Origin of the sequence: Pseudoalteromonas maricaloris (assembly GCF_024746855.1) — a bacterium.
Classification (GTDB): Bacteria; Pseudomonadota; Gammaproteobacteria; order Enterobacterales; family Alteromonadaceae; genus Pseudoalteromonas; species Pseudoalteromonas maricaloris.
Genome location: NZ_CP024625.1, coordinates 3,469,842 through 3,489,638 on the forward strand (window position 1 = coordinate 3,469,842; position 19,797 = coordinate 3,489,638).

The window sequence follows — 19,797 nt, forward strand, 5'->3', positions numbered from 1 at the left end:
TAGAATTTTATGATTTTACCATTGCTATAGCATTTTTTAATGCAAATTCAATAGCTTGAACTCGTATTTCGGCCCTACTTCCAGTAAATACTTGGTGAAATACCTGAACTTTGTCACTATTTGCAATAGCAAACCATACAGTACCTACTGGCTTATCAGCACTGCCCCCTGTTGGTCCTGCGATACCAGACACAGCAATGGCAACTTCGGCATGGGCTGCCCGCTGAGCGCCTTTGGCCATCTCCAAAACCGTTTGCTCGCTCACTGCACCAAATTGCGTTAGCGTTTGTTGTGATACTCCCAATAATTCATGCTTAGCTTGATTACTGTATGTCACAAAACAACGTTCTATATATGCAGAGCTCCCCGGCGTATCTGTTAACGCATAACTCACCCCACCACCCGTACATGACTCTGCGGTAGTGATTGTTACGCCGTTATTCGTTAGAATAGCGCCCAATTGTGCCGCATATTCGGCTATCTCTTTGTAGTGCTCCATAGGAAAACCTTTTAGGTATCAACAATGTCGTCAGATCTATATTCAGAACACACTATAAACCAACAAACCCCAATGATGCAGCAATACCTGCGAATTAAAGCTCAGCATCAAGAAATCTTGCTGTTCTATCGCATGGGCGACTTTTATGAACTCTTCTTTGACGATGCCATCAGAGCTGCGCAGCTTCTTGATATTTCTCAAACCTATCGGGGCAAAGCCGGTGGCAATCCGATTCCAATGGCAGGTGTTCCCTATCATGCAGTTGAAAACTACCTAGCTCGCTTGGTACAACTGGGTGAATCTGTTGCTATTTGTGAGCAAGTTGGCGACCCTGCGACCAGTAAAGGTCCTGTAGAACGTAAAGTTGTGCGTATTGTTACTCCAGGTACCGTCACCGACGAAGCACTATTGCAAGAACGCCAAGATAATTTACTTGCGGCGGTCTACCAACATCCAAAAAACTTAGGTTATGGCGTTGCCTATCTTGATATTAACTCGGGCCGATTTAATATCGTAGAGCTACAGACTGACGAAGCACTTAACTCTACGCTACAGCGCTTGCAACCCGCAGAATTGTTATATCCAGAATCATTTCAGAACCTTTTAGTGCTAGAAAGTATTAAGGGCAGTCGCCGCCGCCCGGACTGGGAGTTCGATTTAGACACAGCAAAGCATTTACTTTGTCAGCAGTTTGAAACCCGCGATTTAGTCGGTTTTGGTGTCGACAATGCCAATATGGGTTTAATCGCTGCGGGTTGTGTCATGCAATACGTGAAAGACACACAGCGCACGGCATTACCTCATATTCGTGCGATCACGCTCGAAAAGAATGAGCACGCGGTGATCTTAGATGCCGCGACGCGCAAAAACTTAGAGCTAACACTGAACCTCTCTGGCGGTGTTGAAAACACCTTAGCGCAGATTTTAGATAAGTCTTCAACGGCCATGGGTTCGCGCTTACTAAAACGCCGTATTCATACGCCCGTGCGCGAACGCAAAGAGCTCAATGCTCGACTCAATGCGATTGCGAGCCTTATCGAACAACAACTATGCATGGAAGTTTACGATGCACTAAAACACATTGGCGATATTGAACGAGTTGTAGCACGGTTAGCGTTGTTTACCGCTCGTCCGCGTGATCTAACGCGTTTAAGAAGTGCATTACAAGCGTTACCGCCATTGCATGATATTTTACAAGATGCGACGGATGCGAGACTTCAGTCTATCATTAGCCACTCACCGGCATTACCTAAGTTACAAGATTTGTTAGAACGAGCGGTTATCGACAATCCCCCTGTTCTCATTCGTGATGGTGGAGTGATAGCACAGGGTTACAATGCAGAGCTTGACCAGCTACGCGCATTAAGCGCAGGTGCCACGGATGTTTTAGAAAAACTTGAAGAAAGAGAGCGCGAACGCACAGGGATCTCGACATTAAAAATTGGCTATAACCGCGTTCACGGATTTTATATTGAGATCAGCCGCGCCAATTCGCACTTAGTGCCTGCAGAATACATTCGCAGACAAACACTGAAAAATAACGAACGCTATATTATTCCTGAGCTAAAAGAGCATGAAGACAAAGTGCTTGGAAGCCAATCGAAAGCACTAGCACTTGAAAAGCGCCTATATGAAGAGCTCTTTGAACTCATCGCTCCTTATATTGAACAATTGCAAGTCATGGCAGCGGCGCTTGCCGATTTGGACGTACTAAACACCTTAGCTGAACGTGCTCAGACACTAGACTATTGCAAGCCCACGCTTACCGAGGGCACTGAAATTGATTTAGTGGATGGTCGCCACCCAGTCGTAGAACAAGTAAGTAAAGAACCATTCATTGCCAACCCAGTAAAACTCAACGATGAACGTAAAATGCTCATTATTACTGGACCAAATATGGGTGGTAAATCGACCTATATGCGTCAAACCGCGTTAATCGTGTTGATGGCGCATATTGGCAGCTATGTACCGGCAAGCGCAGCCACCATCGGTATTGTCGATCGTATTTTTACTCGCATTGGTGCCAGTGATGACCTTGCCTCTGGGCGCTCAACCTTTATGGTTGAAATGACCGAAACTGCAACCATTTTAAACAACGCAACCGCTCAATCATTGGTGCTAATGGACGAAATAGGTCGCGGGACAAGCACCTATGACGGTTTATCACTCGCTTATGCGACAGCGGATTATCTCGCCAGCAAAATTGCAGCAAAAACACTATTTGCTACTCATTATTTTGAGTTAACCGAATTGGCTGAGCAACAAGCAGGCCTTGTTAATGTGCATTTGGATGCCGTTGAACATAACGATACTATTGCCTTCAAACACACAGTAATGGAAGGAGCTGCAAGTAAAAGTTTTGGTTTACAGGTAGCAAGTCTTGCCGGCGTGCCAAAAGCGGTGATTAAGTTGGCGAAACAGAAACTTGCTTTGTTAGAGCAACATCAGAGCGTCGTTGGCGATAAGCCTGTTCATGTTACAGCGCCTGTACAGCAGAGCTTAATGCTTGCCAATGAGCCTTCTGAGGTTGAAACGCTACTTGCAGATATGGATCCCGATGATATGACACCAAAGCAAGCTCATGCTTTGCTATATCAACTTAAATCTATGCTATAGAAAGTAAAAAGCGGCTAAAAGCCGCTTTTTTAATGTTCTCTCACAATTAGAACTTGTGATTATATTGAAGACCAAAGATCATCGCATGGCCTTTAGAGCGATAGCCCCACTCACTGAATCTGTCAGCTTCAGTGAAAGTTTGTGTTTTACCTCTTAAAACACTGATCCCGAAATCTACAGTTGCTTGGTTAGCAAGTGTATACTCCGCACCAAATGAGTACCAAGTACGGTCTGTATCAGGAATTGAAATAGACAGATGGTTTTCATCCGCTGGTGATTCATCATACGCCATACCTGCACGTAGTTTCACCGCATTACTAAGCTGATAGTCAGCACCAACTGCAAAACGTAATGAATTAGAGAAATTCTCTTCTTTAGTGAATACTGAACCTGCGTTACCAACTACAGCTTCCAGTTCATCAAAACTATTCCAGCCAGTCCAAAGTACGCTATAGTGTAGTGAGGTTTCTTGGTTTAGTTTATGAGAACCTGAGATCTCAGCGATCGCAGGTAACGTTACATCCACTGAACCTGGTAGTGACGCGCCATTCAAGCCGCCAATCGCTGCTGGTAAGTCGTTGCTAAAGTGGCCATCAAATGTGATATCTGTTTCACTACGGTAATGGAAGCCGATTAGGTTGTTTTCATCAATTTGATAAGCAACGCCTAGGTTCCAACCAAAACCATAATCGTCACCTTCTAAATGTACCGCTTGAGTACTTGCTGGCAAACCTGTCGTTGTCGCACCAAGGTTACGGATAATTTTAGCATCGGCATAAACTTCATTAATACCAAACGCTACGCTCCATTGCTCATCAATTTGGTAAGCAGCAGAAATACCTAAGTTAACGGTCTTAATTTCAGTTTCACCCGCGATTTGGCCGGCAACATAATCCTTATCGAATTCTGTAGATAGACCAAACTGTGAATAGATACCTGCACCAATCGACCATTGGTCATTATATTTGTGTGTTGCATAAATAGCAGGAATAATAGCACTTGGTGCGATGCTGTTGTCATTTAACGCAGATGCAGGGATACCATTGCTAGTACCTGTTCCCGTCAGGCTTACGTCCGGTTGAACATACATAGCTGCTACTGATAATTGCGTGCCCGATAGCTTACCCATCAATGCTGGGTTACGTGCAACCACTGACGCATCGTCGGCTGCAGATGCTTCACCCGCATAAGCACGACCAAGGCCAGATACGTTTTGTTCCGCAAGTTGGAAGGCGGCAGCTAGTGCTTGTGATGACGATAAAATCGCACCTGATGCGATAAGACCTAATAATACTTTGTTCATACTCTAATCCCCTGTGAACTAACCATTTCCTGAGTAATGGTTAAAAAAACCAATTCGAGTAACACTGCGTAGCCTCACTTTGACCTTGCTCACCTAGCCAATATCCAGCTATGCCACACACCCACCAAATTGGCAGAATAATAAATTCATGACACCCTACCTAAAAGTGGAGTAGAAATCTCCTTTTTTGCGACTTTTCGTTGATTAAGTGAACATATAACGAACAAATTACGCACTTTATAAACTCATCGGATGAGATAAATTATCAAATGATAATAATTACCAATATCATTGACGTACCTTCATCCCTTATATACACTCTTCAATCTGAGTATGAGTCATTCTGTGTGCTAATCGTGCCAAGGAGAACAACATGTCGATAGCATTAATCGTTTGCGCATTGGTATTTTGCGGTCTCAGCGTATATTGCCTGTGCAAAGCAAACTACTGTGCCTGTCGCCACGCAGGAGAGTGTGATAATCCGGTCAGTCAATACTGGCTAGGTGCAATTGTCGCAGCGCTGCTATCACTGCTGCTAAGCTGTGCGGCGTTACATTCGGAAAAGGGAACATTACTGTGGATATTAATGATGGCAAGCTGTATGACTGGCGCAATGCTCTCTGCTAGATGGCAAAATCTCAAAAGACGCTGTAAAAACGCTTTCTTCCCAGTCGCGCAATCCAAGCCTTAAATCAATAATTGATCTCTTAGCAATCGTGAGAGGTTAATTTGATAATCAAGCGGCCTGACACTTGCGATCACTTTGATGTCTGACTCGCTTAAATCCAAATCTTTTGCCGTAACATGGTGGAGATGTTTGGTATTGTAAAACACTCGTACAAGAGGCGCCGTGGGTGCATGTTTATTGCCTTCGAGTACCAATCCTAATCGCTCGTTGGTCAGTTTAACAATAGTTCCTACGGGGTGAACCCCCATACACTTAATAAAACGTTGCACTAAAATAGGGTCAAATTGCTTTTTACTCGACAGCAAAAAGCGTAACGCATTAATAGGTTCATCAGCCTCTTTGTGGTGCTGATCTGAGGTTATGGCGTCGTATACATCCACAATCGCCATCATTCTTGCCGCGGTGCTGAGTGCGTCGTCTTTAATCCCTCTGGGATAGCCTGTACCATCTAAGCGTTCATGATGGTTGATGATCATGTCCAGCATGATTGGCGTGATCCCAGACTCTCCTTTGCTCAACCCTAAAGACTGTGCCACATGTTTTTTGACCGCACGATACTCAAGATCGGTAAAATTGCCCGGCTTATTGATCAGCCCTTGCGGTAACTTAGCGTGACCAATGTCATGCAACATCGCCCCCATGGCTAACTGTTCAATAATGTGATGTTGCAAGCCAAGGTGTTTGGCAAATACGGTGATCAGAATGGCGCAGTTGGTCATATGACGCCAATTGTAGGCATCTTTGTCTTTGATCCGAGTTAAAATCGCCATCGCATTTGAATTGCGCAGTACCGAATCGACGATGTCTTTACTTACCTCATTGATGAGGCTCATATCGACCTTCAAACCCGATGTTACATCTCCATAGAGGCTTTGGATCTGACGGTTATTCTTTTCAAACTTTTGCATCGCAACCGCAAATTCTTGCTGCAAAGTTTGTTCTTTACTCACCGTTTTGGCTTTGGATTTTGGCTTGCTGCGAGCGGTGGAAAGACTGCCATCCATGCCATTTTTGGCGGCAGGTTCTTCAGGGGCTTGTGGTGCTTCAGTGACCGGTTCTGCTGGCTGCTGATATTTCTGTGGTACAGGAATATCACTCTGTGTAAAGTCTATGGTGAGCTCCAGTACCCCTTTATCAATCAGCTTTTGAATGATGGCTTCATCTCTGACCATTCCCCGAGATTTGATCTTAATGCCCGCGTCAGACTTATGCTTGTGAACATTATCCACAAACATTCCTGGTCTAAGATCTTCAATGGGGAGGACAATCTGCATGAATCGCTTACACTACGTAGTTAGCCAATGAATATTAATACCATTGAATGAGGTGAAACACCATCTATTCAGATTAAATTCACACAAAGGTATGGTGAAATTACAACCACTCAGAAACGCTTGTTATACCAGTTTACTTAATTAAGTGATTTAATTTGAGGTATTTATGAAGTGTTGCAGAAGGGGAAACCCAACACCATATACATGCTGGGTTTTATACAGTTGCTATTCTTGGAAATAAGTTCCCCAGCCGTCGTATTCAACGCCAGCGTCTAGTGCAACCTTTTCTAACTTGTCTACGTCTTCCATGATAACGTCGGTATCCAGTTCGGCTTCTACTACAACATCAAAGCCCCAAATTTTACCGCCGTCTTCGAGCTCAAGCTCTGCTGGTTCTTCAACATCATAGCCCAATTTAAATGCCGCTAATGCCGCTGCTTCTAGCTTGTCAAAATCCTCGCTTACAAAGTGATGTTCTACTTCATAAAGTGTTTCAGGGTTTGAACCGTCTTCTAGCAATGAAGAAACGATGTCTTCACTTATCTCACGCCAGTTTTCCATTATTTTAATCTCGCTTTTGCATCTAGTTCAGCTATTCTTTGAGCCATTTTAGCATGGATCTGAGCAGCGTGATCCCTTGCTGGCACTTCTGGGTCTAAATATTCTGGCTCTAGTATATCGATATAGACCTTACCATTATTCCAACGATTGAGCTTTATCTGCTCATGTGTTGAACTCATACATACTGGGATAATAGGCACATTGGCGCTCATTGCAGTATGAAATGCCCCGGTTTTAAATGGCAACAAACCGCGACCATAGCTTCTGGTTCCTTCAGGGAACATCCAAACCGATAGTTTTGACTCGGTGATTTTTTTTGCTGATTTGGTCAGTGTACCTAAAGCTTTAGAGCGATTAGCTCTATCAATCAAAATGTTGCCAGATAGCCAATACATTTGCCCAAAGAACGGGATCCACTTTAAGCTTTTTTTCCCCATGCTGACGGTGTTTTTTGGCACCACGGCCGGCAGCGTAAAGAGATCATAATTATTTTGATGATTTGCAACATACATCGCAGGAACAACATGCTTGGCATTTTCATGCTGCGTGATCACCAACTCAACGCCTATCAACTTTGACATATAGCCATACCATTTGGCTATCGTGTGCACATTGTTGGCATGAAAAGGACGCACAATGCACAATAACAATCCGCAAATACCACTAACAATGATAAACACTGCTAATAAGAGAATTCGTATAATGGCAATCAATTTAACCACTCCAGAATTAAAATCTCGCGCATTATAGTAAAATAAGCGAACACTTGTAAGCTCAAAATGATGATAGTTTTGAGATTGCCAGAGGAGTCTGTAGGTATGATAGTTAAGATACTGATCTGTTTATAGAAAATAAAAATGCCGCTGAGTAGCGGCATTTGACACACGATTTATCATTTTTGCTAAATTTAGCTCATTGCGTTTTGCAGCTTTTTCATTGCTGACTTTTCTAGCTGGCGTACACGCTCTGCCGACACGCTATATTTCTCAGCTAAATCTTGTAGCGTTGCCTTTTCGTCAGCAAGCCAACGTGCACTTACGATATCTTGAGAACGCTCATCAAGCGTTTTCAGTGCTGCAAATAGGCGATTATGTGACTGCTCTTGCCACTGCTCTTGCTCAACTTCTTCAGCAAGGTCACTACTTGTGTCTGTTAAATACTGTACTGGAGAGAAGTTACCCGCTTGGCTTTCGTCATCATCAGCAGATAGGTCAAAGCCCATATCTTGGCCTGCCATACGCGATTCCATCTCGCGAACTTCTTTCTCACTTACACCAAGCTCATTTGCAACCGTTGTCACTTCGTCTTGGTTAAACCAACCTAAACGCTTTTTATTTTTGCGCAGATTGAAGAATAATTTACGCTGCGCTTTTGTCGTCGCAACTTTAACAATACGCCAGTTCTTTAATACATATTCATGGATTTCTGCTTTAATCCAATGTACCGCAAAAGAAACAAGGCGCACACCCACGCTTGGATCAAAACGCTTTACTGCCTTCATCAATCCAATATTACCTTCTTGGATTAAGTCAGCCTGAGGTAGGCCATAGCCCGAATAACTTTTTGCGATGTGAGCAACAAATCTCAAATGAGACATAATGAGCTGCTTAGCCGCGTTAAGATCCCCTTCTTCCTGAAGACGTGTCGCAAGTTTTCTCTCTTCCTCAGCGCCAAGCATAGGTATTGTGCTTACAGATTGAAGGTAACCTTCAACACTTGCGCTCTGCTGCCCAGTTAGTGCTAATGCGTATAAATCTTTAGTCATGTTTCACCTCAGTGATAAACCGTTTCGTGTATATTTAGCACTCTAACATCTAGAGTGCTAAATGCAATCTACTTTATCTGATTTTTAAAATCAACCTTTTTAGAAGAACTTCAAAAATAAAATATAACCTGCTGAATAATATTAAAAATATTGAATTAACTAGGCTTCTTTTTACGATATTATTTTTTTATGACAGTGCTAAATTTAATTAGTTCTGATTGTTTGAGTGCTAAAATTTGATAGTAATTGGCAATCGACTGCTACACTTTAGCAGTCGATTGGTGTTTGTAGCGTTAAATCATACCTTTTCAGGTTCAATCTCTTTGATATAACGATGTACAGAAAGAAAAGAGCCTACAAACCCTAAAGTAATCGCAGTGCCAAGTAGTACTAAAAGTTCATTCCCTGCCATTCCCTGAAGCACAAAGTTGCTTTGATATACCCCAACAACTGTAGATACAGCTGACTCCAGCCACCACAACATAAGGCCAACACAGATAAAGGCAACCAAACCACCGACTATGCCATACCATACACCAGTCCAAAGAAACGGAGCCTGAATAAAGGTATTGGTCGCTCCCACCAGTTTTAGCACTTGGATTTCTTCTTTCTTGTCCATGATAGATAAGCGTATGGTATTTCCAATAATCAAGATAACGGCACTAAGCAATAGAAACCCCACGGTGATCACACTCTCTTTTAGTAACCCCAGTAGTGCATTTAGACGCTCTAGCCATTCAATATCCAGCTTACCAAACTCAACCTCTCGTTCTTTTTCGAGTTTAGTGAGAAGCTCTGTTGCGGCTTGTGGTTTTCTAAAACGACTAACAGGCGTTACCAACACAACATTAGGCAGCGGGTTTTCTTCTAAATAGTTAAGCGCCTGACCAAAGCCAGACATAGACTTAAATTCATCCAAAGCTTGGCTTTTATTAATCAGTACTACTTTTTCTATTTCTGGATAGAGTGCAAGCCGCTTCACCAGAGTTTGTGTCTGTGCCTCTGTCATTTCGTCTTTAACAAACAATGATATTTCAGATGCCTCTTTAAACCCGCTACTTACCTGCTGTACATTTTTCACTACCACATAAAGCGTCGCTGGCAATGTCAGGCTGAGTCCCAAAACTAGAATAGTCATTAAAGAGGCCATTGGCGTACGCCACATTTCCCCAAGGCTCTGTACACCTTGACGAATAATCATCAAACAAAAAAAGTAAAAATGATGAAATACCGACTTTTTACTCTGTTCAGCCTGATTTCCTCGTCCTTTAAACAGCAAACTCATAGCGTGTCCTCCGCCAGCGGATCTTGTAGCATGCGTCCTTGATTAAGCGTGAAGCTACGGTATTTCATACGTGCTATTAACCCCAAATCATGAGTAGCGATAAGAACGGATGTACCACGGCGATTAAATTCTTCAAATAGGTTCAGAATTTCCATCGATAGTTCTGGGTCTAAGTTCCCCGTAGGTTCGTCTGCAAGCAGCAAAGGCGGCGAGTTAACAATCGCTCTTGCTATGCCAACACGTTGCTGTTCACCTCCAGATAACACACTCGGATGGCACTTTGCTTTATCAAGCAAACCCACCTTGTCCAGAGCGGCATGTACTCTTTTGGTGATCTGTTTATGGTGAGTACCTTCAATAACTAAAGGTAGTGCGACGTTATCAAATACGCTGTAACGTTCGAGTAGGCGGTGGTTTTGAAAAATAATCCCAATATCTCGGCGAACGAAAGGAACCTGCCGGTTAGATACCGTATTGAGATCGACACCATTAATGTAGACACGGCCTGCTGATGGCCTTTCCATCACGCTAACCAACTTTAATAATGTACTTTTACCAGCGCCACTGTGGCCGGTTAAAAATGCGAGTTCTCCATTTGCAAGTTCAAAGCTCACTTTTTCCAGCGCTTTGTGCCCACCAGGATAAGTTTTGCTCACTTGCTCAAATTTAATCATGTTGGCCTCTTATACTTATTTTAACCATGACACTCAGTCCGTGGCATTGTAGCAATTCGGCAATCGAATAAAGCGGGCAAATTTGCCCGCTTTATTGCAACTGATGTCTCTATTTATTCTTGACTGAACAATGCCTCGATAAAGTCATCACTCTTAAAGGTGCGTAAGTCATCAATGCCTTCACCTACACCTATATATCGAATTGGTACCTTAAACTGATCCGCCACAGCAAAGATAACCCCACCTTTGGCTGTACCATCAAGCTTAGTTAACGTGATACCAGTTAAGCCAACCGCTTGATTAAACAGTTTTACCTGACTAATCGCATTCTGACCAGTTCCGGCATCAATCGTCAACATCACTTCATGTGGCGCATCAGGGTCTAACTTTTTCATTACTCGAGCTATCTTCTCAAGCTCTTGCATTAGGTTATCTTTATTTTGTAATCGACCCGCTGTATCCGCTATTAATACATCGATATTTCTCGCTTTAGCGGCTTGGAAGGCATCAAATACCACCGACGCAGAATCAGCTCCGGTGTGCTGGGCAACAACAGGGATACTGTTTCTTTCACCCCATACCTGCAACTGCTCTACCGCAGCCGCGCGGAAAGTATCGCCAGCCGCCAACATGACAGATTTACCTTCGCTTTGAAACTGTTTGGCAAGCTTACCGATTGTTGTCGTTTTACCAACGCCATTTACGCCAACCATTAAGATAACAAAAGGTTTCTTATCGGCAGGGAACTCAAGCGGTTGCTCTGCCGTATTTAAGATCTCTGACATTTCTTTTTTCATTAGATCATATAAAGCTTCACCGTCTTTTAACTGCTTTCTATCAGCAGCATCAGTCAGGTTATCTATCAGCTTCATCGTAGTTTCAACACCAATATCAGCTGTTAGCAATTGCGTTTCTAGATCTTCGAACAACTCATCATCGATTTTCTTGCCTTTGAATACCGAAGCAAAGCCTGAGCCGATATTAGCCTTGGTTTTCAACAAGCCTTTTTTAAGACGGGAGAAGAAACCTTCTTTTTTCGGCTTTTCTTGTTCTTGAGCTAATTGTGCCTGACGCTCTGCTTCTTCACGCTCGGCTTGCTCTTTAGCCAATTGTGCCTGACGTTCTGCTTCCTCACGCTCGGCTTGTTCTTGAGCTATTTTTGCTTGGCGTTCCGCTTCTTCACGCTCAGCTTGCTCTTTGGCTAACTGTTCTTGGCGTTCTGCTTCTTCACGCTCGGCTTGCTCTTTAGCCAATTGCGCCTGACGTTCCGCTTCCTCACGTTCAGCTTGTTCTTTCGCTAATTGTGCCTGACGCTCTGCCTCCTCACGCTCAGCTTGTTCTTTCGCAAGTTGTGCCTGACGTTCTGCTTCTTCACGCTCGGCTTGTTCTTTCGCTAATTGTGCCTGACGCTCTGCTTCTTCACGCTCAGCTTGTTCTTTCGCTAATTGCGCCTGACGTTCTGCTTCTTCACGCTCAGCTTGTTCTTTCGCTAGTTGTGCCTGACGTTCTGCTTCTTCACGCTCAGCTTGTTCTTTCGCAAGTTGTGCCTGATGTTCCGCTTCTTCACGCTCAGCTTGTTCTTTCGCTAATTGTGCCTGACGTTCTGCTTCTTCACGCTCAGCCTGTTCTTTCGCAAGTTGTGCCTGACGCTCAGCCTCTTCACGCTCAGCTTGTTCTTTCGCTAATTGTGCCTGACGTTCTACTTCCTCACGCTCGGCTTGTTCTTTTGCAAGTTGCGCCTGACGTTCTGCTTCCTCACGCTCGGCTTGTTCTTTCGCTAACTGTTCTTGGCGTTCTGCCTCTTCACGCTCAGCTTCTTCTTGAGCTAATTTTGCTTGGCGTTCTGCCTCTTCACGCTCAGCTTGTTCTTTCGCTAACTGTTCTTGGCGTGCTGCTTCTTCACGCTCAACTTGTTCTTTCGCTAATTGCGCCTGACGTTCTGCTTCCTCACGCTCAGCTTGTTCTTTTGCTTGTTGCGCCTGACGCTCAGCCTCTTCACGCTCAGCCTGTTCTTTAGCCAATTGTGCCTGACGTTCTGCTTCTTCACGCTCAGCTTGTTCTTTCGCTAGTTGTGCCTGACGTTCCGCTTCTTCACGCTCAGCTTGTTCTTGAGCTAATTTTTCTTGGCGTTCTGCTTCTTCACGCTCAGCTTGTTCTTTTGCAAGTTGTGCTTGACGTTCGGCTTCTTCACGCTCGGCTTGTTCTTTTGCTAACTGTTCTTGGCGTTCAGCTTCTTGTTGCTCTTTATCGGATTTACCAAAGCCCAACCAAGATAAAAATTTGTTTTTCTTTCCCATATTCACTTATGACCGTGTTAGATAAATTGCATAAACCCAAAGCAAAATGTTGATGATCTTGCTACCATACTCGAAAACGCCAATCCGCATCAGCTTATTGCTTTTACTTGGATTGATATCACACTTAATTTTGGGCTCGAAAGGCAAGCCGAGGATGGCAACCTTAGTGCTTAGACAAAATTGCGTGCAAGTGTACCATGTTCCGTAAGGATGAAAAATCCTGACACCAAGAACCTTTAATAAAGAAGCAAATTACGTCGCTATGAGAAAATCTAAGCCCAAGTCAAATACCAAACAATCTGGTTTCATCCGCCTGATCAGTGGTAAGCATAAAGGTCGCAAGTTACCTGTTCATGATGTTGTGGGATTAAGACCAACAACAGATAGAATGAAAGAAACCGTTTTTAATTGGCTCATGCAGGACGTAAGAGACGCAAAAGTACTCGATTGCTTTGCTGGTGCTGGCAGTCTAGGATTTGAGGCTATTTCGCGCTTCGCTGCAAGCGGGACCTTTATCGAACTGGATAAAACCGCGGCGACGCAGCTTAGCAATAATGCAACTTTACTCAAACTGGATAACGTTGAAATCATTAATACCGACGCGTTAACCATGCTGGCAAATAACCTTAAGCAACAGCAATATGACTTGGTTTTTATTGACCCCCCCTTTCGCAAAGGACTTGTGACTCCTTGTTGTGACTTACTTGAGTCACAATCTTGGCTCAGCGAAGACGCACTCATCTATGTTGAATTTGAACAAGAAGCACAACCTGAAACACCAGAAAATTGGCAAGTGATTAAAGAAAAGCATGCAGGACAAGTGATCTGCCGCCTTTATCAGCGCTGAAATTCCCTCACAAAGAATGAAAAAACAGCCGCTAGCGTATAACATGACAGGGCTGGTGTTTTTAGCTATAATTTAGGCTTTACATGCGGTCTTGCTTCAGATTACAATACCGCACCATTTTTGAACCAATTGGCTAGTTTTTAGCCAGATAGAGCTAAGCTCATTAATTAGGTAGGTGAATTTTTAATGCCAGTAATTAAAGTAAGAGAAAACGAGCCGTTTGACGTTGCACTACGTCGTTTCAAACGTTCATGTGAAAAAGCAGGTATCCTTTCTGAAGTTCGTCGTCGCGAGCACTACGAGAAGCCAACTGCTGAGCGTAAGCGCAAAAAAGCTGCAGCGGTTAAGCGTCACATGAAGAAGCTTTCTCGCGAAAACGCACGTCGCGTTAAATTATACTAATCAGTATTGGTCTTGTATCAATGAGCTTATTAGTTACGCTAAAAGACGCGCAAAAAGAAGCGATGAAAGCCAAAGAGAAACTTCGTCTTGGCGCGATTCGTGCGGTACTTGCTGAAATTAAACAGCGAGAAATCGACAACCAAACTACACTAGACGACGCAGGTATTACTGCGGTTTTAGTTAAGTTGGTTAAGCAGCGTCGCGATTCTTATACCCAGTATAAAGATGCAGGGCGTGAAGACTTAGCTGATATCGAAGCTAACGAAATTAGCGTACTTGAGACATTCCTTCCTAAGCCACTTAGCGAAGATGAAATTGTCGAGCTAATTGATGCCGTGATTGCACAAACTGGTGCGTCAGGCATGCAAGACATGGGCAAAGTAATGGGTGCGATTAAAGCAGAAGCTGAAGGTCGTGCTGATATGGGTAAAGTCTCTGGTTTAATTAAGCAAAGACTTACCGCTTAAGCCCACATACAATTGTATGATTGATAAGTGAACCGAGCCTAGTGCTCGGTTTCTTCGTTTTAGGCGTCATGCGCATCAATGCAGCGCTAATAAGATACCTTAATTGAATTAAGTTGATTTTTTCTCGTTGCTACTTGATATAATGCGCTCACTCACTAATACAACTTCGGAACATAAATGAAAGGCAAAATCCCTAGACAGTTTATTGATGACTTGCTCGCAAGAGCGGACATTGTCGAGCTCATAGACGGTCGTGTGGGATTAAAAAAAGCAGGAAAAGACTATCAAGCCTGCTGTCCATTTCACAATGAAAAAACGCCTTCATTTACCGTGTCACGTGATAAACAGTTTTATCATTGCTTCGGATGTGGTGCTAATGGCAACGCAATTTCCTTTTTAATGGAATACGACAAGCTTGAGTTTGTTGATGCCATTGAGGAACTAGCCGCCCTATTAAACTTAGAAGTACCACGCGAAAACGCCCCACAAGGGCCGCAGCGTTCAATGGAAGAAAAAAAGTCTGACTATGACTTAATGCTCCAAGCCGCTAAGTTTTACCAGCATCAGTTAAAACACCATAGCAATGCCACTCAAGTAATTGACTACGTAAAAGGCCGCGGCCTAAGTGGCGAAACTGTACAAAAGTTTATGATTGGTTATGCACCACCTGAGTGGGAGTCATTGTGTAATCAAATAGCCCGCAAGCCTGAGCACAAACAACAGCTACTTGATTTGAAATTAGCATCAGAAAAGTCAGCTGGCCGCCAATTTGACTTCTTCCGCGATCGCTTGATGTTCCCTATTCGTGATAAACGTGGTCGTGTCATCGCATTTGGCGGAAGGATAATGGGTGCAGATCAAGGCCCTAAATATCTAAACTCGCCTGAAACACGCATTTTCCATAAAAGTTTCGAACTTTATGGTTTTTATGAAGCTAAACAAGCACATAAGCAATTAGATAAAGTGTTGATTGTGGAAGGTTATATGGACGTCGTTGCCCTAGCAGAAAAAGGCATTGATTACGCCGTTGCCGCATTAGGCACTGCAACCACCGCTGAACACATGCAAACTTTGTTTCGTAATACCGACAGAGTGATCTGCTGCTACGACGGTGACAGAGCTGGCCGCGATGCTGCTTGGCGTGCGCTTGACCACGCTTTACCTAACTTAAAAGACGGTAAGTCTCTACAGTTTGTCTTTTTACCTGATGGTGAAGATCCAGACTCATTGGTACAGCAAGAAGGCAAAGATGCCTTTGAAGCACGGCTAGATACAGCAAGCGATTATACGCAAGTATTGTTTACCAAATTACGTGAGCAATGCGACCTTACAAATGATGCAGGCAAATCCAAGCTGCTTACCGATGCCATTCCACTGATCAGCAAAATACCCAGTGACTACTACCAAGAGAGTTTATTAACGACCTTGGCCAGGTTAATTGGTCGTACTCGTGAGCAACTTAGTGCTAAATTGGCAAGTAACAAACAGCAGAATAAAATTGAGCGCCAATTTAAAGTCACGCCGATGCGTCGAGCGATTGGCTTACTGCTCCAACATCCACAGCTTGCGCAAACGGTTGAGTATATGCCTGAACTCGGTGAAATGGCGATCCCAGGTATTCAACTGCTGCTGAGCTTACAAATGTTATGTCACGATAATCCGCAAATAAACACAGCACAGTTACTTGAACATTATCGCGATCAGGCTGAATTCGACGCCTTGAAAAAGCTTGCGGTGTGGCAACATGGTGTTGCTGAAGATAGGCTAGAAGACGAATTTAAAAATACTTTTCAATTTATTGAAGATCAGTGTTTAAATTATCGCCTAGAGACCCTATTAATAAAGGAGAAAACCGAAGGCCTAACAAATGATGAGCGGCTAGAATGCGCACTCCTTACCCAAGCGCTTAAACAGTAGAAGTTCTAGTCAATAGCAATTTTCGGTGCTATAATGTTCTATTCACTGCGTCATCAAAATTTAGCTGTTAAATAGCTGGCGCCTGTTGTATCAACTTTTCAGAGTGGAAGCAAATTTCTCTATGGATCAATCTCCTCAGTCACAACTCAAACTTCTGATTCAGAAAGGTAAAGAGCAAGGTTATTTAACTTTTGCAGAAGTTAACGATCATCTTCCACAAGACATCATAGACTCAGATCAGGTAGAAGATATCATCAGCATGATCAACGATATGGGTATTCAGGTCTCTGAAAATGCGCCTGATGCTGATGAGTTGATGATGCAAGAAACAACAACAGATGAGGATGCTGCGGAAGCAGCGGCTGCGGCTTTAGCAACAGTAGAAAAAGAAATTGGCCGCACAACTGACCCTGTTCGTATGTACATGCGTGAAATGGGTACGGTTGAACTTCTAACTCGTGAAGGCGAAATCCAAATCGCTAAGCGTATTGAAGAAGGGATCAACCAAGTACAAATTTCTGTCGCAGAATACCCTGAAGCTATTACTTACCTGCTAGAGCAATGGGACAAGTACGAAGCAGAAGAAATGCGCCTAAGCGACATTGTTTCTGGTTTCTTTGATCCTAATGCTATCGAGGAAGACGAAGCACCAATTTCAGCAACACACATCGGTTCTGAGCTAAGTGATGAAGACTTAGATGACGAAGATGATGATGAAGATGATGACGATGATGACTCAGAAGAAGGCGATTCAGGTCCAGATCCTGAAGAAGCTCGTGAGCATTTTGAACAACTTCGTACGCTGTACAATAAAGCGCGAGAAATTTTTGAAAGTAAAGGTCGCTCGCACCCAGATGCGAAAGCTGCAATTCAGGAAATCGGCGATCACTTCCGTACTTTCAAGTTAGTTCCTAAGCAATTCGACCGCATGGTAAATAACATGCGCGACATGATGGACAAAGTGCGTGTTCAAGAACGCATCATCATGAAGCAAGCAGTTCAGATTGCTAAGGTTCCAAAAAAGGTTTTCGTTAAGCACTTTGCTAACAATGAAACCGATACCGCATGGATCGATGCTGAAATTGCATCAGGTGAAAAACACTCAGCAAAACTTGCTGAAGTAAAACCTGAAATCGAGCGTTGTGTTAACAAGCTTAAAGCGTTTGAAGATAGCACAGGTCTTAGCATTGAGCGTATTAAAGACATCAACCGTCGTATGAGTATTGGTGAAGCAAAAGCTCGCCGTGCGAAGAAAGAAATGGTTGAAGCGAACTTACGTCTTGTAATTTCAATCGCTAAAAAGTATACCAACCGTGGTCTGCAGTTCTTGGATCTGATCCAAGAAGGTAACATAGGCCTGATGAAAGCGGTTGATAAATTTGAATACCGTCGTGGTTATAAGTTTTCAACATACGCAACGTGGTGGATCCGTCAGGCGATCACGCGCTCAATTGCGGATCAGGCAAGAACTATCCGTATTCCAGTGCATATGATTGAAACAATCAATAAGCTGAATCGTATCTCTCGTCAAATGCTACAGGAAATGGGCCGTGAGCCAAGTCCTGAAGAATTGGCAGAACGTATGATGATGCCTGAAGATAAGATCCGCAAAGTGTTAAAAATCGCTAAAGAGCCAATCTCAATGGAGACGCCAATTGGTGATGATGAAGATTCACATCTTGGTGACTTTATCGAAGACACTACTATCGAGTCGCCGATTGATTCAGCAACGATGGAAAGTCTTCGTGGCGCAACCAACGAGGTACTTGCAGGCCTTACCGCTCGTGAAGCTAAAGTACTACGTATGCGTTTTGGTATCGATATGAATACAGACCACACGTTAGAAGAAGTGGGTAAACAGTTTGATGTAACACGTGAGCGTATTCGTCAGATTGAAGCTAAAGCGCTACGTAAGCTGCGCCACCCTTCTCGCTCAGATCTATTAAAGAGCTTTTTAGACGTTAAGGGCTAAAAAGTAGCAAATAAGATTAAGGCCGCTATTCAGCGGCCTTTTTTATAGTAATTGGATTAAATAGGTATACACACATGGCTTGGATCCAAATCCGAATTTATTCAGATAAAGCCGATGCCGATGCGTTAAGCGATATGCTTATGGATGTCGGTTGTCCGTCTGTCACATTCATGGATAGTAAAAACAATCCCGTTTACGAACCAAAACCTGGCGAAGTCATCTTATGGCCTGAGACAACGGTGATCGGTTTATTTGAAGCGAACCATGATATGCAAGCAGTCGTTGACTTTGTCCAGTCACAATATGACAAGCCGTTAAACTACAAGCTTGAACAGCTAGAAGACAAAGACTGGGAACGCGAGTGGATGGATAATTTCCACCCAATTAAGTTTGGCGAGAGATTATGGATTTGCCCAAGCTGGCGTGATGTGCCAGATCCCAATGCCGTCAATGTGCTACTGGATCCTGGTCTTGCATTTGGTACTGGTACTCATGCCACAACCGCACTTTGCCTGCAATGGTTAGAACAACAAGACCTCAGTGGCAAAACGGTCGTTGATTTTGGTTGTGGCTCTGGGATTTTAGGGATCGCAGCAATCAAATTAGGCGCTGAGCGTGTGATTGGTATTGATATCGATCCACAAGCGCTTATCGCAAGCCGCGATAATGCCGAGCGTAATGGCGTTGCAGATAAGCTAGAAGTGTATTTACCTGAAAATCAGCCGCAATTCAGTGCTGATATCGTTGTTGCTAATATTCTTGCACAGCCGCTGAGAGAGCTACACGAAATCATTCTCGGCTTCTTGGGCGACAAAGGTGCCATCGCCATGTCTGGTATTTTAGAAGAGCAAGCACAATCTGTTGCGGATGTTTATACACCATTTTTAAAGCTAGACAACATTGCTCAACAGGGTGAATGGACGCGCGTCAGCGGTGTGAAAAAATAAGGCTGCTAACGTAACGCTGACAAAAGTATCAGCGAGTCAATGAAAGTTAGTAAGTTTTAACTGGTAAAGCCTGTAATTAACAGGCTTTACGCATTTTTCACAGCTTAAATTTTCGGCTCAAATTGTACCTTTAAAATTGTTTTTGCATAAATTTCGTGCAAATTATCTGAGCTCTCAGGTTGTTATCAAATGTCAACCCATAAAGTTCAAAAAAAAAGCAATTATGTTCAATTTATAACCTTTGATTTTTGCGAAAAAAACCGTAAACTTAGCGCCCCTTGAG

17 protein-coding genes are annotated in these 19,797 nt (G+C 43.5%); 8 read left to right on the top strand and 9 right to left on the bottom strand.

The genetic code is table 11. The features are described from left to right. Window positions 1-7 precede the first annotated feature (7 nt). A complete protein-coding gene (locus tag CTT31_RS15410; protein WP_260491541.1) occupies window positions 8-499 on the bottom strand; it encodes a CinA family protein in 492 nt (163 codons plus the stop codon). A 24-nt stretch (window positions 500-523) separates the two neighbouring features. Between CTT31_RS15410 and mutS the strand changes: the two genes are divergently transcribed. Further along, window positions 524-3,115, top strand: coding sequence for a DNA mismatch repair protein MutS (mutS, locus tag CTT31_RS15415; protein ID WP_260491542.1), 2,592 nt, complete (start codon window positions 524-526; stop codon window positions 3,113-3,115). Window positions 3,116-3,161: 46 nt separating this feature from the next. Here mutS and CTT31_RS15420 read toward each other — a convergent pair whose 3' ends face one another. Continuing rightward, a complete protein-coding gene (locus tag CTT31_RS15420; RefSeq protein WP_260491543.1) occupies window positions 3,162-4,418 on the bottom strand; it encodes an outer membrane protein transport protein in 1,257 nt (418 codons plus the stop codon). A 373-nt stretch (window positions 4,419-4,791) separates the two neighbouring features. On the opposite strand from CTT31_RS15420, the gene CTT31_RS15425 reads away from it, so the two are divergent. Continuing rightward, window positions 4,792-5,109 (top strand): hypothetical protein, encoded by a 318-nt coding sequence (locus CTT31_RS15425; protein ID WP_010374094.1) that lies wholly within the window; start codon window positions 4,792-4,794, stop codon window positions 5,107-5,109. Here CTT31_RS15425 and CTT31_RS15430 read toward each other — a convergent pair. From CTT31_RS15430 to ftsY, 7 genes are all read right to left on the bottom strand, one after another. Then, window positions 5,106-6,380: an HD-GYP domain-containing protein gene (locus CTT31_RS15430; protein ID WP_130164977.1), complete on the bottom strand. Its 1,275-nt coding sequence runs from the start codon at window positions 6,378-6,380 to the stop codon at window positions 5,106-5,108. The genes CTT31_RS15425 and CTT31_RS15430 overlap by 4 nt on opposite strands. 225 nt (window positions 6,381-6,605) lie before the next feature. Beyond that, the gene (gene rraB, locus CTT31_RS15435) at window positions 6,606-6,941 is read right to left on the bottom strand and encodes a ribonuclease E inhibitor RraB (protein ID WP_010374098.1); all 336 of its coding nucleotides are present in this window, start codon (window positions 6,939-6,941) and stop codon (window positions 6,606-6,608) included. After that, window positions 6,941-7,654 (bottom strand): 1-acylglycerol-3-phosphate O-acyltransferase, encoded by a 714-nt coding sequence (locus CTT31_RS15440; protein WP_010374100.1) that lies wholly within the window; start codon window positions 7,652-7,654, stop codon window positions 6,941-6,943. The genes rraB and CTT31_RS15440 overlap by 1 nt, the downstream gene beginning before the upstream one ends. Before the next feature lie 194 nt (window positions 7,655-7,848). Beyond that, window positions 7,849-8,706: an RNA polymerase sigma factor RpoH gene (gene rpoH, locus CTT31_RS15445; protein ID WP_039493011.1), complete on the bottom strand. Its 858-nt coding sequence runs from the start codon at window positions 8,704-8,706 to the stop codon at window positions 7,849-7,851. Between the two features lie 298 nt (window positions 8,707-9,004). Continuing rightward, a complete protein-coding gene (ftsX, locus tag CTT31_RS15450; protein ID WP_211858639.1) occupies window positions 9,005-9,991 on the bottom strand; it encodes a permease-like cell division protein FtsX in 987 nt (328 codons plus the stop codon). Beyond that, window positions 9,988-10,665 (bottom strand): cell division ATP-binding protein FtsE, encoded by a 678-nt coding sequence (gene ftsE, locus CTT31_RS15455; RefSeq protein WP_017218471.1) that lies wholly within the window; start codon window positions 10,663-10,665, stop codon window positions 9,988-9,990. The genes ftsX and ftsE overlap by 4 nt, the downstream gene beginning before the upstream one ends. A gap of 113 nt (window positions 10,666-10,778) precedes the next feature. Next, on the bottom strand, window positions 10,779-12,962 hold the full coding sequence (gene ftsY / locus CTT31_RS15460; protein ID WP_211858640.1) for a signal recognition particle-docking protein FtsY: 2,184 nt from the start codon (window positions 12,960-12,962) through the stop codon (window positions 10,779-10,781). Between the two features lie 262 nt (window positions 12,963-13,224). Between ftsY and rsmD the strand changes: the two genes are divergently transcribed. The 6 genes from rsmD (at window position 13,225) to prmA (ending at window position 19,514) form a co-directional block, all read left to right on the top strand. Next, on the top strand, window positions 13,225-13,809 hold the full coding sequence (gene rsmD, locus CTT31_RS15465; RefSeq protein ID WP_010607193.1) for a 16S rRNA (guanine(966)-N(2))-methyltransferase RsmD: 585 nt from the start codon (window positions 13,225-13,227) through the stop codon (window positions 13,807-13,809). 186 nt (window positions 13,810-13,995) lie between these two features. Further along, a complete protein-coding gene (gene rpsU, locus CTT31_RS15470; RefSeq protein ID WP_010362466.1) occupies window positions 13,996-14,211 on the top strand; it encodes a 30S ribosomal protein S21 in 216 nt (71 codons plus the stop codon). Between the two features lie 20 nt (window positions 14,212-14,231). After that, window positions 14,232-14,678 (top strand): GatB/YqeY domain-containing protein, encoded by a 447-nt coding sequence (locus CTT31_RS15475; protein ID WP_010374111.1) that lies wholly within the window; start codon window positions 14,232-14,234, stop codon window positions 14,676-14,678. 177 nt (window positions 14,679-14,855) lie between these two features. Further along, a complete protein-coding gene (gene dnaG, locus CTT31_RS15480; protein WP_260491544.1) occupies window positions 14,856-16,595 on the top strand; it encodes a DNA primase in 1,740 nt (579 codons plus the stop codon). Window positions 16,596-16,716: 121 nt separating this feature from the next. After that, window positions 16,717-18,567, top strand: coding sequence for an RNA polymerase sigma factor RpoD (gene rpoD, locus CTT31_RS15485; RefSeq protein WP_010374116.1), 1,851 nt, complete (start codon window positions 16,717-16,719; stop codon window positions 18,565-18,567). A 74-nt stretch (window positions 18,568-18,641) separates the two neighbouring features. Continuing rightward, window positions 18,642-19,514, top strand: a complete 873-nt coding sequence (prmA, locus tag CTT31_RS15490; protein ID WP_260491545.1) for a 50S ribosomal protein L11 methyltransferase — start codon at window positions 18,642-18,644, stop codon at window positions 19,512-19,514. Window positions 19,515-19,797 lie beyond the last annotated feature (283 nt).